Genomic DNA, 14819 nt, shown 5'->3' with positions numbered 1-14819 from the left:
TGTAAAAGTCGTTTACTCAGCGTGGAAGAATCACCAAAATCTCACTCGATAATAATTCTCATTAACAATGGAGGTTACGGTGTCTGCTTCAACCGTATTTAAGCTAAGCCCACTTACCATCGCGCTTTTAGTGGCGTCACAAGCGACTTACGCCAAGGATGATATGGAAGTTATCGAGGTGACTGGTCACACACCGGAAGGTGTCGATATCTCGATAGACTCTGACCAACTAGCTAAATCCCAAGCTCAAGATCTTAATGATATTTTCCGAAAGGATGCCGAAGTCAGTGTCGGGGGCTCATCAGGGATCTCTCAAAAGATCTACGTTCGAGGTCTAGAAGATACGATGCTGAATGTGTCTATCGATGGTGCAGAACAATCCGGTAACCTATTCCACCACCAAGGTCGATTATCTATCGAGCCAGAGTTGCTTAAGCAAGTCGATGTGAGTGCAGGCGCTGGACGAGCAACAGACGGCCCTGGTGCACTTGGCGGCGCAATCAAATTCACCACAAAAGATGCACACGATCTACTCGCTGCAGACCAAACCTATGGTGCGATGTTAAAAGGTGGCTACTACACCAACAATGAAGGCTACAAAGTATCGGCAAGTCTTTATGGTGAAGTCGCCGATCAACTTGGTTTGTTGGCATCATTCGGTTACACCGATGGTGACAACATTCAAGATGGCAAAGGTGAGGAGCAGCCTTATACAGCGCTAGAACAGCAAGTTGCCCTCCTTAAGCTATCCGGTCAACTTAATGACGAACACTACCTCTCAGTAAGCTACGACTATCGTAATGACGATGGACGACGCTTGAATCGCCCGCACTTCCAACCAAGTTTCAAAAACGAACCTTTAGACCAAGAGACGGACCGCTCGACATTCACCTTAAACCACAAATACAGCGCGAGTGACCTATTCAATCTCGATACGACCTTCTACTACACGGACAGTCGTCTTGCCCACAAAGATCACCCACGTTGGGGAACGAGCGATGGCTCAATTCAAACTTCTGGCGTGAAGATCTTCAACACTAGCAAACTCACCGACCATACTTTGGTTTACGGCCTAGATTACAAGAAAGACAAATCAGAATTTGAGACCAATTACGATGGTAAAAAGGATGATGAAGAGAAAGGCACTGTCTACGGTTTGTTTGTTCAAGACGACTGGATGCTGACAGACGCTCTCATTCTCACCGCTGGTGCTCGTTATGATTGGTATGAACTGACCGACAACATGGACCAAGACTTTGACTCAAGTGGTTTTAGCCCTAACGTTGGTATCAATTACAACGTCTTTGAAGGTTTGAACCTCTTCGCGAGCTATGCGGAAGCGTTTCGTGGGCAACAAATCAAAGAGTTATTTGTCATCGACTACCGCGAAAATGATCCAAACCGTAAGCCAGAGGAAGCACGCAACCTAGAGCTGGGTGCAAACTACCAATATGACGAATTCTTTGCTGGCTTAACCTTCTTTGACAGTACCATCAAAGATGTCGTCACCAATCAAGGGGCCGTGTACACCAATGTTGGCGATTTAGATAATCAAGGCATCACCGCTTACCTAGGTTATGCGATTTCAGATGTGTCAGCTCGCTTGAGCTACAACCAATCACGCCCAGAACTGAATGGCACTCCACTTTCGGATGATGACTCTACCCTAGGCACATCTATCGGTGACACTTGGGTGCTTGATCTGATCTATCAGCCGATGGAAACACTGGAGTTTGGCTGGAATGCTCGATTTGTTGAACGTCTAACCGACGTGGCAGATCCAACCGTTCATCCAGAAAAGCCAGGCTACGGCGTACACGATGTTTACGCATATTGGATGCCACTCGCTGACGAAGAGTTATCTCTAACGCTGTCTGTGAAAAACGTATTCGACAAATACTACTTTGACCATGCGTCGTACATGGAATACATCGGTAGCCCTGTCGCCCAAGGCTACGCAAGCCCGGGACGAGACTTCCGCTTTAACGTGACTTACGCGTTCTAGGTTTGTCTCTTACTTCAGCATTGAGCTAACAATAACAACTCGGAAATCGGAGCAATTTGCTCCGATTTTTGGTATTTGGCGGCTTATTTTGCTTTAATTAACGCAAATTCAATTTACTCAAAATAACTCAATGAATTTACGTTTAATTTTTACACTGTGTATCGCCACTCTGTTTGCAGGTTGTGCGACCTATGCGGGCCTAAACTACGATAAACTGTTTGGCCCTGAAGAAGTGCGTGAGCGTACTGTTGCTATTGAAACGCCCCAAGCGGACTTCTTTCAACATGAAGTAAAACCTATCGTCGATAATCGATGTGTGGTTTGTCACGCCTGCTACGATGCCCCTTGTCAGTTAAAACTCTCTTCCGTAGAAGGCATCGACCGTGGTGCAAGCAAAGCTTTGGTTTACGAAGGCACACGCTTGACCGCAGCAGCCCCAACTCGCTTATTTGAAGACGCGCAAACTACGCAAGAATGGCGTGATGCTGGCTTCCATCCTGTGCTCAACGAGCGTGAGCAGAGCATGGCGGCTAATAAGGATGCAGGTTTGATTGCTCGTATGTTGCAACAAAAGGAACGTCATCCACTCCCTGATCAAGTTCAATTAGAAGGCTTCGATTTTTCTATCGACCGTGAACAAACGTGTCCGACGATAGAAGAGTACGCAAAATACGAACAAGACAACCCGACATGGGGAATGCCTTTCGGGATGCCGAACTTAACGGCGATAGAATATCAAACGCTCATGCTTTGGCTGGAAAATGGCGGCATCATGAATGCGCATATCCCGCTTACCGAGCAACAAAAAGCTGAGGTTCAGAAATACGAGACGCTGCTGAACAAGAGTTCTCGCAAAAACCAGCTCGCCGCTCGTTATATTTACGAACATCTTTTCTTATCGCACCTGTTCTTTTCTGAGCTGGACGGTGAGCAACCTCGCTTCTTTACTCTCGTGCGATCTTCGACGCCACCGGGAGAGCCAGTAAAACGCATCACAACGCGTCGTCCGTATGATGATCCGGGGGTTGAACGTGTGTACTACCGAATCATTCCTGAGCAAGGCACTATTGTAGATAAGACGCACATGCCGTTTGCGCTGAACAAACAACGTATCGAGAACTGGAAAAAATGGTTCATCGATGGCGATTATGAAGTAGCAAAATTACCAAGCTACGAGCCTGAAATCGCCGCAAACCCAATGACCGCATTCATCGATTTGCCTGTGAAGTCTCGCTTCAAGTTCATGTTGGACAACGCTCAGAACACCATCATGGCTTACATCAAAGGTCCGGTATGTCGTGGTCAGCTGGCATTAAATGTAATTAATGATCGCTTCTGGGTATTCTTCCTAGACCCAGACAAGGCCGACATTCCTGAAGTGAACGAGTTCTATCGCTCACAAGCAGCGAACCTAAAACTTCCCGGCGAACTTGAAAGCAATACTGTGCCGGTAACCAACTGGGTGAAATACTCGCGTCAGCAAGCACGCTACCTAGAAGCCAAATCTGACTTCATCAACAAGTGGTTTAAGAACGGTGAGCACCTATCGACCGACGTAATTTGGGACGGCAACGGTACAAATCCGAATGCAGCTCTTACGGTCTTCCGTCACTTTGACAGCGCGTCAGTGGTGCAAGGTTTAGTGGGTGAACAACCGAAAACGGCTTGGGTTTTGGACTATGCCCTGCTTGAACGTATCCACTACCTACTTGTTGCAGGCTTCGATGTGTACGGTAACTTTGGCCACCAGCTGATTACCCGCATGTTCATGGACTTCTTACGCCTTGAAGGGGAAAGTAACTTTATTGCCCTACTTCCTGCTGATATGCGCCACCAAGAACATTCAAGCTGGTATCAGGATCAACCGCGTCAACTAAGCGACTTCTTACAACGCAACGTGGCACCATTTAGCCAACCGACCAGTGTTGTGTATCACACCGACGATCCTAAATCGGAGCTATTGGATATTCTGCGCAAGCAAGTATCGCCTGTCTTGTTGCCACGATACGACATCATTGATACTGCGCTTACCGTAGAGAATGAGCAGCAATTGGCGAGCATCAACCAAGTTCGTGGTGAAGGGCTAAAAACGGTACCGCAAATCACAATGCTAATGGTGCGCAGCAAATCCGGTGAGGATGAGCTTTTCACTCTTATTCATAACAACGCTCACATCAACATTTCTAGCCTGTTTGATGAGGAGAGCAATCGAGACTTCACGAACGATGACATGACCATCGTTCGAGGCGTGGTTGGCAGCTATCCAGCAGCGTTTTTCTCAATCGGAGAAGATCAAGTAAAAGAATTTGTCGATCAATTTAGCACCCTTAAATCCGAGGATGATTACGTTAAGTTACTGGATAATTTTGCTATTCGCCGAAGCTCAGAAAAGTTCTGGCCATTTAGCGATCGTATCCACGATTGGTATCGTACAAAACAACCGATCGAATTTGGTTTACTTGACTATAATCGTTTTGAGAATCGATGATGATTTAAGGGGGTTCTCATGAGTATCCGAGACAACATCGCCGCTCTCGAGCAACAGATATACGTTGCCTGCTCAGAGGGGGATTACGACACGGTCAACATGCTTGAGCACCAACTCGAATACTTGCGTGGCAGAATGGAACATCCGTTCGAAGATGATCCTTATGCTCTAGACACTCGGTTCGAGTGGGAAGATGATCTGACCGAATAGAAAAAACCTCCGGCGCAAACCGGAGGTTTTTGTTTTTAGCCCACGAGCTAACCGCAAGACGCAAGGCGCATCACACGCCTTTTATTCTGCCATCAAACGGTCAAGTGCAACGACCGAATCGGTCACTTGCTTCTTAATAATGTCTTGCTCGCTTGAGTACACTTCTAGTGGTTCTGATGCAATTTCAATGCTTTGGCAGGTATTCATCAATGCCGTCAAACCTAAGCTGCCTGCACTGCCTTTCAACTTATGAGCAAGATCTTTTACTGCTCGGCTATCGCCATTATCCGCAGATGTTTCCATCTGACTCAGTACGTCAGTACTGGTTTGTCTAAACAAGTCGATGATGTGCAGCATTTTCTCTCTGCCCAAGATCTTCATGTCTGACTGAATCACATTCGGATTGATGATAACCATTGCTGGCTCCTCTGCTGTCGGCTCATTGATGACCGGTGTCTCGTTAATATCAGTGATTGTTATCGTCTCATCCTGAGGGTCACACTTGCTCATTTGGGGCAGCAAAAGCTGTTTGCCATCTAACATGTCTTGAATAAGCGTAGCAAGTGCTTCTTTTTCCATTGGTTTCGGTAAGTAGCCATCGAAACCCGCTGCTAAGTAGCTTTCTACTTCTTCAGCAAATACGTGAGCAGAAACCGCAACCATTGGTGTTGGTGCGAGTGCTTTCTCTGCTGGTTTGTTACTTTCTATTTGTTTCAGTCGATGAATCAAGTCAGTGCCATTACAGTCAGGTAAATTAATATCGACTAATGCGATATCGAAGTCCTGTTTTTGCATGATTCGTTCCGCTTGCGCACCATCTTCCGCCATGACGACTTCATGCCCCATGCTTTCTAAGAAACCTTCCGCAACCACCCGGTTTACCGGATTATCTTCGACAATGAACACCTTCGCTTTGATCTTGCACCGTGCACTCGCAATAGAAACGGTTTCAACTGGTTCACTTTCCTCCAAAGGAATCGAGAACCAGAAACGGCTACCATGACCTTCATCAGAGTCAACGTCCAGACGTCCACCCATGGCTTGAATAATACGGCGGCTAATGGCTAAACCTAAACCTGTACCACCAGTTTGATTTAAACCACCTTCCGCTTGGGTGAAGGCATCAAACAACGTCTTCTGGTCTTTTTTCGCAATGCCAATTCCGGTATCTGAGACTTCAAATAAAACTTGTGATTCGTCTTCTGGATTCAGGCTGACGTAGATATCAATCTCCCCCTCCTCAGTAAACTTAATCGCGTTACCAACTAAGTTATTCAACACTTGGTTGATACGTGTCACGTCACCTTTCCAATAACGACCTACATCGCTTTCAATATGGTAAGAAAAGAGCAACTTCTTCTCTTGTGCCTTACCGTTCATTAGCTGGAAAGTGTCTTCAACGATCTGATGCAAGTCGAAACCTAAACTTCGTATCTCTAAGTGCCCGGCTTCGATTTTGGAGTAATCTAAAACGTCATTTAAGATCGCCAATAGAGTTTTACCACTGCGGTTGATGATCTCTGCATAACGCTTTTGAATTGGGTTTAGCCCTGAGTCTATTAACAGGCGAGCGGTTCCAAGCACTCCATTCATCGGTGTCCGAATTTCATGACTCATTGTTGCCAAGAAAGCAGACTTCGCACGGCTAGCTTGTTCGGCTTGTTTCCGCGCTTTCGCGTGGTTAAGCACCTCTTCATTTAAGCGACGGTTTGCTTGTTTCAACTGAGAGGTACGTTGCTCGATCAACTCTTCTAGGTGCTCTTTGTGTTCTTCTAATTCTCGCTTAGCTTGCGCTTCGCCTTCGGCCACGACTTTAAGCGCTTGCGCAGTGTTACGTGCCGTAATGATCGCCTGCCCCATATGTGCAAGTTCGTCTTTGCCTTTTACTTCTAACTCAACCGCCAAATTACCTTGTGCAACCGACAATAGCGCTGCCGAGTATTCCCCCAAACGCTTAACCACCGAGACATACACGACACGCCACAAGATCAAGACAACGATGATCAATCCAATGATAGAAATCACCGTTAGGGACCACTGCGCGAACTTCAAGGTATTCGTAAGCTCATCGACAGCCACACGTGTCGTTTGGTTTGAGTCATCCACCAGCTTGTTGACGGTACCATTTAGCTCAGAGAAGAGCTGTAACGTCCCCTGCATTAACTCTTGAGACTGCTCGTTGTTTTCGTATTGTTGAAGCAGGATAGTAAACACAACTTGTCGTTTACCCAACTCTTTTAGTAGTTGCCCCATCTGCTCTGAGCGAGTCGGGTCTTCTACCGCCAATACACGTCGCTTCATGATTTTTAGATTGTCTTCAAACTCAGTTTGGATTTGTTGAATACGATCCACATTGGTGAGGGTGCGAGCTTCTTCAATCTGGTTGAGCATCTTAAACGCCAATAAGTGCAATTCATGCAGTCGCTCAGTCAGATCGAGATCGACTTCTACGAGCGCATCCAAAGCTTGGTAAACTTGAGCTTTTTTGTTGGTTTCAAGAAGGTCATAAATATGAGTGACGTTAGCAACCGCGATCGTACTGGTGTTTTGAACTTGGGTGCGAGTCAGTTGCTCAAGCTCTTCACTCAATAAGCGCATTTCTTCTACGCGCGTATCGATCTCTTTGGCGAGCCACAGTTTTCTTTCTACTGTCACACCCAATTCAGCTAGATTATTGATGACGTTTTGAACGTGATTTTCTAAGGTTTCGAGTAAATCAGCGTCAAACGACTCGCCACCCAGTTCTTTGATGTGAGTAAGCAGCGATTCAAGCTGATCAAACAGCACTCGTCCCGCCTCTTTACGCTCTTGTTCATTTTGCGCATTCGACAACATTTGCACCGATGAAATAATGCGAGTGCTGAGCTCCGAAACTTGTCGAGCTTCAATCATTGCCGGAATGGCAGCGTCCACCACGTTCCTTTCTGTTTTTGCCACCAGAGAAAACCCTGATACACCGATTAGCGCAGACAGCATGACCAGCATTGCCATCGCAATGAAAGACAATAACAGTTTGCGACCGATGCTTGCGGTAGCTAGCAACATATTTTCCTGACCTTAATATTCGTGTTCGGCGACATATTACGTTATATTTTGCAGTGTTTACTTAATCTATGCCAACGAACTTCATTTCATGGTTATAAATCAGCGCTTATTTCGCACAATTTTCAAGCATTCAGCTCTCGCAATGTCACTTTTCGCTTCAGTGCCAGCTTTTGCGACAGAGAAAGTCTGTGCTATTTACCCTCATTTAAAGGACTCATATTGGTTATCAGTAAACTATGGAATGGTTTCCGAAGCGGAAAAACTTGGTATCAACCTTCGTGTTTTAGAGGCTGGTGGTTACCCAAACAAAACTCGCCAAGAGCAACAACTGGCTTTGTGTACCCAATGGGGTGCAGATGCCATTATTCTTGGAACGGTCGATCCACAAGCTTACGAACACAACCTGAAAAACTGGATAGGCAATACGCCCGTGTTTGCGACCGTAAACCAACTTGAACTCGATCAAGAACAAAAACAGCTACTTCAAGGTGAAGTTGGTGTTGATTGGTATTGGATGGGTTACGAAGCAGGTAAGTTCCTCGCAGACAAACATCCGAAAGGGTCAGGCAAAACCAACATCGCTTTATTGCTTGGACCAAGAACACGTGGCGGAACAAAACCGGTAACAACGGGGTTTTATGAAGCGATCAAAGACAGCGACATTAACATCGTCGATTCCTACTGGGCAGATAACGACAAAGAGCTGCAACGCAATCTAGTCCAACGTGTGATTGATATGGGCAACATTGATTACATTGTTGGCAGCGCCGTTGCGATTGAGGCCGCAATCAGTGAATTACGCAGCGCGGGTAAAACCGAGGACATTGGTTTAGTTTCGGTTTACCTCAGCCATGGTGTTTACCGAGGTTTGTTGCGTCACAAAGTCCTATTTGCACCTACCGATAAAATGGTCCAACAAGGCCGTTTATCAGTGATGCAAGCCGTGCATTATTTACGTCAGCAACCGTATGAGAAACATGCGTCACCAACCATTAAAGCGCTAACTCCGAAGACTCTTCATGACGACACAATTGAAGAATCGTTATCTCCGTCAGAATATAGGCCGACATTCAGCGTTAATGCAGTTGATTGATAGATAAAAAACGTGTTTTATTGGACAGCAACGAATTTAAAATCATAAAAATGGAAATAACTTGATGCAAAAAAAGACTCGTACCATGCCAGCGCACAAACATGTGGCATTGGTTGCCCACGATAACTGCAAGCCTGAGCTACTTCGTTGGGTTAAAGAGAATAAAGAGAAACTGCAAAGCCACTTCTTGTACGCTACAGGCACGACTGGCCACATGCTAAGCAAGGAAACCGGTCTAGCAATCAAGAGCATGATCAGTGGCCCAATGGGCGGTGACCAACAACTTGGTGCTCTCATCTCTGAAGGCAACATCGATGTACTCGTCTTCTTCTGGGACCCACTGAACGCCGTACCGCACGACCCAGACGTAAAAGCGCTGTTGCGTATTGCAAGCGTGTGGAACATTCCGGTCGCGACAAACCGCGCCACAGCTAAGTTCCTATTCAATTCACCACTGATTGACCAAGAAGTGGACATTGAAGTGCCAGACTACGACGCTTACCTAGCAGAACGTACCTAAGCTCTAAACGTTAAATCACACATAAAACAAAGGCGATACTGAGTATCGCCTTTGTTGTTTCTAACCGAAGAGAAACGCTTCTAACGTAAAGTCTTTTTCTAACGAGAAGTGACAATTGGATAATCGCCGTTCACCAATTCTTGAACAAACCCAGAGCCTGCACCGGTGTGCGTGATCCATACTTTCTCTTTAGCACGAGTCAGCGCAACATAGAACAAACGACGCTCTTCCGCATAAGAGAATTTGTCTTTTGACTCCGTCAATGCGCCATCAATGTGGGCTTGCTTCTTCTTAGCAGGGAACTGCCCTTCGTCAACAGACAAGATAATAACAAAATCAGCTTCCCTACCCTTACTTGCATGACACGTCATAAAGCGAATCTCAAGGTTCGGAAAACGCTTCAACCAATCGTCATATAGATCGGGTTTGTGATAATGGTTTCGCCCTAACAGCAGTACCGATTTCGTTTTCTTCGCTTGCTGGTTAAGTTGATCTAGGATCTTCTCAACTTGATTGCTTGGTGCAGTATGTACGCTCTTTTGTTTACGTTGCTTATGACTATTGAGTGTTTTCGGCAATTGCGATGGGTTTTCTTGGATGAACGTGTTCGCAACGTCACCAATTTGATTGTTAAAACGGTAGGTCGTATCAAGGTGATGAACCGTTGAGTGAACAAAGCGATCTTGGAACCCAGTTGTTAAATCCACATCCGCTCCAGCAAATTGATAAATCGCTTGCCAATCATCCCCCACAGCAAACAAAGTCGCGCCGGTTTGCTTCTCTGTCGATTCACACAGAGCTTCAATCAAAGCCAGGCGGTCTGGAGAGATATCTTGATACTCATCTACCATCACAAAACGCCAAGGTGAAATGAACTTACCTTTGGTCACATAATCCGTCGCACGACTGATCATGGTAGGAAAATCGACCTGGTTGGTTTCTTTGAGCATTTTTTGCCATGCACTAAAACATGGCCAACACAAAGCCAGTTCGCTATTCAAGCGCGTGTAGTCTTGATGATTCACTAGCTTCTCTTGCACTTGCTTTTTGGTCAAGCCGACCGCAGCAAGTTGCGAAAGCTGACTGTCTAACCAAGCAATCAACTTAGGGTTTTCTGAATGGCTACCTAGCTCATCGTCACCTTTCAAATAAGCAATCGGCCATTTATCCAAGTGCTTCTGCCAACGTTTAAAGTTGGTTGGTGTCATCCAATGTTTCTTAAGCCAGTCAATACACCAAGCCGAGCGTTGATTATCGTCTAAAGCCAGCGGACTAATTTCGACCGGTTGAGGCTCGACTTGATTAAGAATACGTAATCCAAGCTGGTGGAAGGTGTTCACGCGCACGTTTTCTGCCGCGAGGCCAACCTTATCAACCAAACGCTCCTTCATCTCTTTAGCCGCATCACGGCCAAACGCTAACATCAACAATTCTTCTGCTTGCGCTTGGTGACTTTGTAGTAAATATGCCACGCGTGCCGTCAATACACTCGTTTTACCAGACCCAGCACCCGCTAACACAAGGTTATGATCATCATTGAGTAAGACGGCATGCTGTTGGGAGAGGTTCAGAGGTGACGACTCAATACGGTTAAACAACACTTCCCAATTCGGACGTTCATTTTCTAGCCAATCATGGTTACGTTGGCTCAAAGTTTGCGACGTTTCAGAAATCCACGGTTCGATTTCAGCCATGCGCTTTGGCATGCGCATTTTCGCTTCAAGGAGACTGGTTTTAATCTCAACCAATTCGTTGTTGAGTTTATCGACCCAATTTTGTACTTGAGAATGCGGTAAGTAAGCAGGCAAGTTTTTAAGCTGATATAACTCGCCTTCCCACTTAGGCAGAAATTCGGCAAGCTTACGGCATTGAGTATTATGCCAATCCTGATATTGACGCACCGCTTCTACAGCAAACTTGCGACATTGTGGCCAAGGTAGACCTTGAACTAACCAGCTTTGTTGTTTGCCATCTTGCTCATGAGCAAAGAATTGCAAAGAGCTCCATAAAAGACCTCTTTTGACCGACACTTTGCCATTCCAAATCGTAAACGGGATGTGTTCTTCACTACCCACTGAACATAATAAAACACTGTTTTCTTTTATTTCGACTTGGTAATACTCATTTTGAATAAAAAACTGTGCTTTATTAGAGGCAGTAAGCTGCATGAAAGGTGCGCCTTTTGATATAGAAGTTCCCGTTTTATATCATTTTAGACGGTTAAATTGTAGCGATGGATGAAGCACAAATCGCGTTCTGTCGGTATTCTTAATTAAAATTCACATTACTGTTGAATTTGTGAACAAGAGACACGCTTCCATCACAAGCCTCCTTCAGTAAGTCAATGACAATTCTGTTGATTTCCTGAGCAACTGATGATTTTTATTAAATTAGGTCATAAACACGCTATAGTGAGTTTGTTAAAATTCTCTCGTTTTCCACCGGCTACGAAAGGCGCATCGTGCAAGCAGCTTTAAAACTTCGGCTCTATTGGGCAAACAAAACCATCAACTATAGCATTCTCATTTTGATCACCTTGCTTGGTGTGGTGATACCTACTTGGTATTTCGGCCAAAACACCTTGATCACTCCGCTTATCTTAGGTGTCATTGCCGCAGCTCTGGCAGAAAGCGATGACAGTTTTACAGGTAGGGTGAAGGCGTTATTGCTCACTTTCATTTGTTTTGCCGTTGCTGCCTTCTCTATCGAGATATTGTTTGATACACCGTGGGCGTTTGCTATCGGCCTGTTTGTCTCTACCTTCGGCTTTATCATGCTCGGTGCCATTGGACCTAAATACGCTAGCATTGCCTTTGGCTCTTTGTTGATTGCGATCTACACCATGCTAGGGGCGCACGAAAGTACGAATATTTGGTTCCAACCGCTTCTGTTGTTGACAGGCGCTGCGTGGTACTACTTTATGTCGATGATCTGGCAGATGTTCTGGCCGCTTCAACCCGTTCAACAAAGCCTCGCGACTGTCTTTCTTCAAATTGCAAACTACCTAGATGCCAAGGCAAAGCTGTTTCATCCAGTCACCAATCTCACACCACAACCCATGCGTATAGAAGCAGCAAAACTCAACGCTGCGACTGTGAATGCACTGAATGCTTGTAAAGCGACGTTGCTTAGCCGTTCTAAGCGCGGCCATATCGATGGTCCAAGTGACCGCTTCTTGAACATCTATTTTATCGCACAAGATATCCATGAACGCGTCAGTTCAAGCCACTATCGTTATCAAGATCTTGCGACAGAATTTGAGCGTTCTGATGTTCTGTTTCGCTTCAAATACCTGCTTGAATCACAAGCACAAGCGTGTCGCGACATCGCCCATGCTATCCGCTTGGGTAACGAGTATACTCACACAGACCAATCTATTTTGGCTTTGGCAGAACTGCAAAACTCACTAGGCTATTTAGAAGAGCAAGACCAAAGTCACTGGAAACGCCTATTAGCTCAGTTGACCTACTTGTTCAATAACTTAGCGACTGTTGAGAAGCAACTGAGCAACATCAATAACCCAGATGCTGAGCGCCTAGAAGAAGACGTGCTCGATGACACCAACCCACACACGTTTAAAGCAATGTGGCAACGTATTGCGGCGAATCTACATAAAGATTCGATGTTGTTCCGTCATGCGCTGCGTATGTCAATTGCTTTGACAGCCGGTTACGGCATCATTCAAGCATTTGATATCGACCGTGGTTACTGGATTCTATTAACCACCCTATTTGTTTGTCAGCCGAATTACAGCGCAACAAGACAAAAGCTGACTGCTCGTGTGATCGGCACATTAGCGGGCTTGTTAATTGGTGTCCCGCTACTTACCTTCTTCCCCTCCCAAGAAAGCCAGTTAGTATTCATTGTTTTCTCGGGTGTGATGTTCTTTGCATTTCGTATTAACAACTACGGCTATGCGACGGGGTTTATTACCTTGTTGGTTTTGTTCTTGTTCAATCAGTTAGGCGAAGGCTACGCCGTAGTACTGCCACGTTTGGCGGACACGTTGATTGGTTGTGTTTTAGCAGTAGGTGCCGTCATGGTGATTCTGCCAGATTGGCAATCCAAACGTTTACACAAAGTGATGTCCGATGCGATTGATGCCAACAAGCAGTATCTCGGGCAGATCATCGGTCAATACCGTATTGGTAAGAAAGACAACCTCAGCTATCGTATTGCTCGCCGCCAAGCACACAACAATGATGCAAACCTTTCTTCTGCCATCAGTACAATGTTGGCGGAACCAGGTAAGTACCGCACTGCGGTAGACGAAAGTTTCCGTTTCTTAACGCTTAACCACGCGATGCTAAGTTACATCTCAGCGTTAGGCGCCCATCGCACGAGAATTGAAGATGAATCTATTCATCAACTTGTACTCGATGCACATCGCTGCATTCACCAGCATTTGGATGTGCTGCATCGCCAACTTCATCATCATTGTGAAGAATGCGACCTATCATCAATCAATGATGCAGATCTAGAGCAAAGACTGAATGAATGGCGTGATGAAGACGACCATTCAGCCCGCATGGTGCTACAGCAACTGCATCTGATTTACCGTATGCTGCCTGAGCTGCATTCACTCGCTTCTAAGTTTGCCGTTCGCGTGAACTAACCCAACCTAGAACGAACTAAGAATATTGAACTAAGTAATCATATTAAAGAGGTAGACTATGATTCTACCCCTTTATGATTAGCGTGCTTATTCATAAGAAAAGTCTTACAAGGCACTTGACGCTTACTGACATTACTCGGACAAAAAAACACCATTCAAAAACTAATCTAAGAATGTTAGAACATTCTTTAATTGTGACCATGAAGGTCGCTGAGGTGGGTGGATGAAGGAGAAGCCCAAGAAATGTGAGGAGATCGAGATGACTACTCAGCAATTTAATGAATTAAGAAAAAAGATTAATGACCTGACAGCGAGCCAGTTAAAGTCGCTTCAAGGCGATATTAATCACTCTCTGAATAAAAAAGAAAGCCCACTCCTGTCGAGTGAAGAACGTGAAATGCTTTCAAAACTGTTTGCTTAATCAAACAGATTAACAAAAGCACTTGCACGAATTTACAACACTTCCTATGCTAACAAAAGCATAACAAGTGAGAGAAGCAGCATGCCAATATCAGGAATTCAATCCGGATATCAAATGATTCAGCTATCGCAAAAGATGGCTGAAGACGCTGCCCATGACATCCAAAAAGACTTTGTGAAAGAAAACGACCTAGACTTCAATAAGGTCGAACTAGTCAAAGATTCCGAACTCTCATTTAACGCTCCTAACTTTACTCCCTCTTCAAATGCCGTCGAACCTTTGGTTAATTTGACTCAAGCCGCAAGCTACAACCGAATCGGCGCTTCTGTCGTTGATAAAAGTAATGAAGTGATTGGTAGCCTTCTCGATATACACGTTTAAGCATCCAAATTTCCAGTATTAGCTCCATCTGATGCACAAGT

Annotated in this window: 10 protein-coding genes; 8 read left to right on the top strand and 2 right to left on the bottom strand. The window is 45.3% G+C overall.

Translation table 11 applies throughout. From position 1 onward, the window contains the following. Positions 1-79: 79 nt before the first annotated feature. The 3 genes from C1S73_RS22320 to C1S73_RS22310 all read left to right on the top strand — a co-directional run bounded on the left by C1S73_RS22320 (position 80) and on the right by C1S73_RS22310 (position 4703). Positions 80-2005, top strand: coding sequence for a TonB-dependent receptor domain-containing protein (locus C1S73_RS22320; protein ID WP_081634759.1), 1926 nt, complete (start codon positions 80-82; stop codon positions 2003-2005). Positions 2006-2135: 130 nt separating this feature from the next. Continuing rightward, the gene (locus tag C1S73_RS22315; protein WP_038867950.1) at positions 2136-4493 is read left to right on the top strand and encodes a fatty acid cis/trans isomerase; all 2358 of its coding nucleotides are present in this window, start codon (positions 2136-2138) and stop codon (positions 4491-4493) included. Between the two features lie 18 nt (positions 4494-4511). Continuing rightward, positions 4512-4703 carry a hypothetical protein gene (locus tag C1S73_RS22310; protein ID WP_005447215.1) on the top strand — a complete coding sequence of 64 codons (192 nt, stop codon included), beginning with the start codon at positions 4512-4514 and terminating at the stop codon, positions 4701-4703. A gap of 81 nt (positions 4704-4784) precedes the next feature. On the opposite strand, the gene torS is transcribed toward C1S73_RS22310, so the two are convergent. Further along, a complete protein-coding gene (gene torS, locus C1S73_RS22305) occupies positions 4785-7748 on the bottom strand; it encodes a TMAO reductase system sensor histidine kinase/response regulator TorS (RefSeq protein WP_038867951.1) in 2964 nt (987 codons plus the stop codon). Between the two features lie 64 nt (positions 7749-7812). Here torS and torT point away from each other — a divergent pair, with 64 nt between their 5' ends. Further along, the gene (gene torT, locus C1S73_RS22300) at positions 7813-8841 is read left to right on the top strand and encodes a TMAO reductase system periplasmic protein TorT (protein WP_227740532.1); all 1029 of its coding nucleotides are present in this window, start codon (positions 7813-7815) and stop codon (positions 8839-8841) included. Positions 8842-8905: 64 nt separating this feature from the next. Beyond that, positions 8906-9361 carry a methylglyoxal synthase gene (locus C1S73_RS22295; protein WP_038867953.1) on the top strand — a complete coding sequence of 152 codons (456 nt, stop codon included), beginning with the start codon at positions 8906-8908 and terminating at the stop codon, positions 9359-9361. Between the two features lie 98 nt (positions 9362-9459). On the opposite strand, the gene helD is transcribed toward C1S73_RS22295, so the two are convergent. Next, entirely contained in the window at positions 9460-11529 is a 2070-nt protein-coding gene (gene helD, locus C1S73_RS22290; protein ID WP_038867954.1) for a DNA helicase IV, read from the bottom strand. Positions 11530-11822: 293 nt separating this feature from the next. On the opposite strand from helD, the gene yccS reads away from it, so the two are divergent. The 3 genes from yccS (at position 11823) to C1S73_RS22275 (ending at position 14778) form a co-directional block, all read left to right on the top strand. Beyond that, positions 11823-13976 (top strand): YccS family putative transporter, encoded by a 2154-nt coding sequence (yccS, locus tag C1S73_RS22285; RefSeq protein WP_038867955.1) that lies wholly within the window; start codon positions 11823-11825, stop codon positions 13974-13976. 259 nt (positions 13977-14235) lie between these two features. After that, entirely contained in the window at positions 14236-14397 is a 162-nt protein-coding gene (locus C1S73_RS27945; RefSeq protein ID WP_164492032.1) for a hypothetical protein, read from the top strand. A gap of 114 nt (positions 14398-14511) precedes the next feature. After that, the gene (locus C1S73_RS22275; protein WP_038867958.1) at positions 14512-14778 is read left to right on the top strand and encodes a hypothetical protein; all 267 of its coding nucleotides are present in this window, start codon (positions 14512-14514) and stop codon (positions 14776-14778) included. The last annotated feature ends 41 nt before the right edge of the window (positions 14779-14819 follow it).

It is taken from the genome of Vibrio jasicida 090810c (assembly GCF_002887615.1).
Lineage (GTDB): Bacteria > Pseudomonadota > Gammaproteobacteria > Enterobacterales > Vibrionaceae > Vibrio > Vibrio jasicida.
Note: the sequence above shows the minus strand (reverse complement) of the source record. Positions and strands in the feature narration are given on the sequence as shown.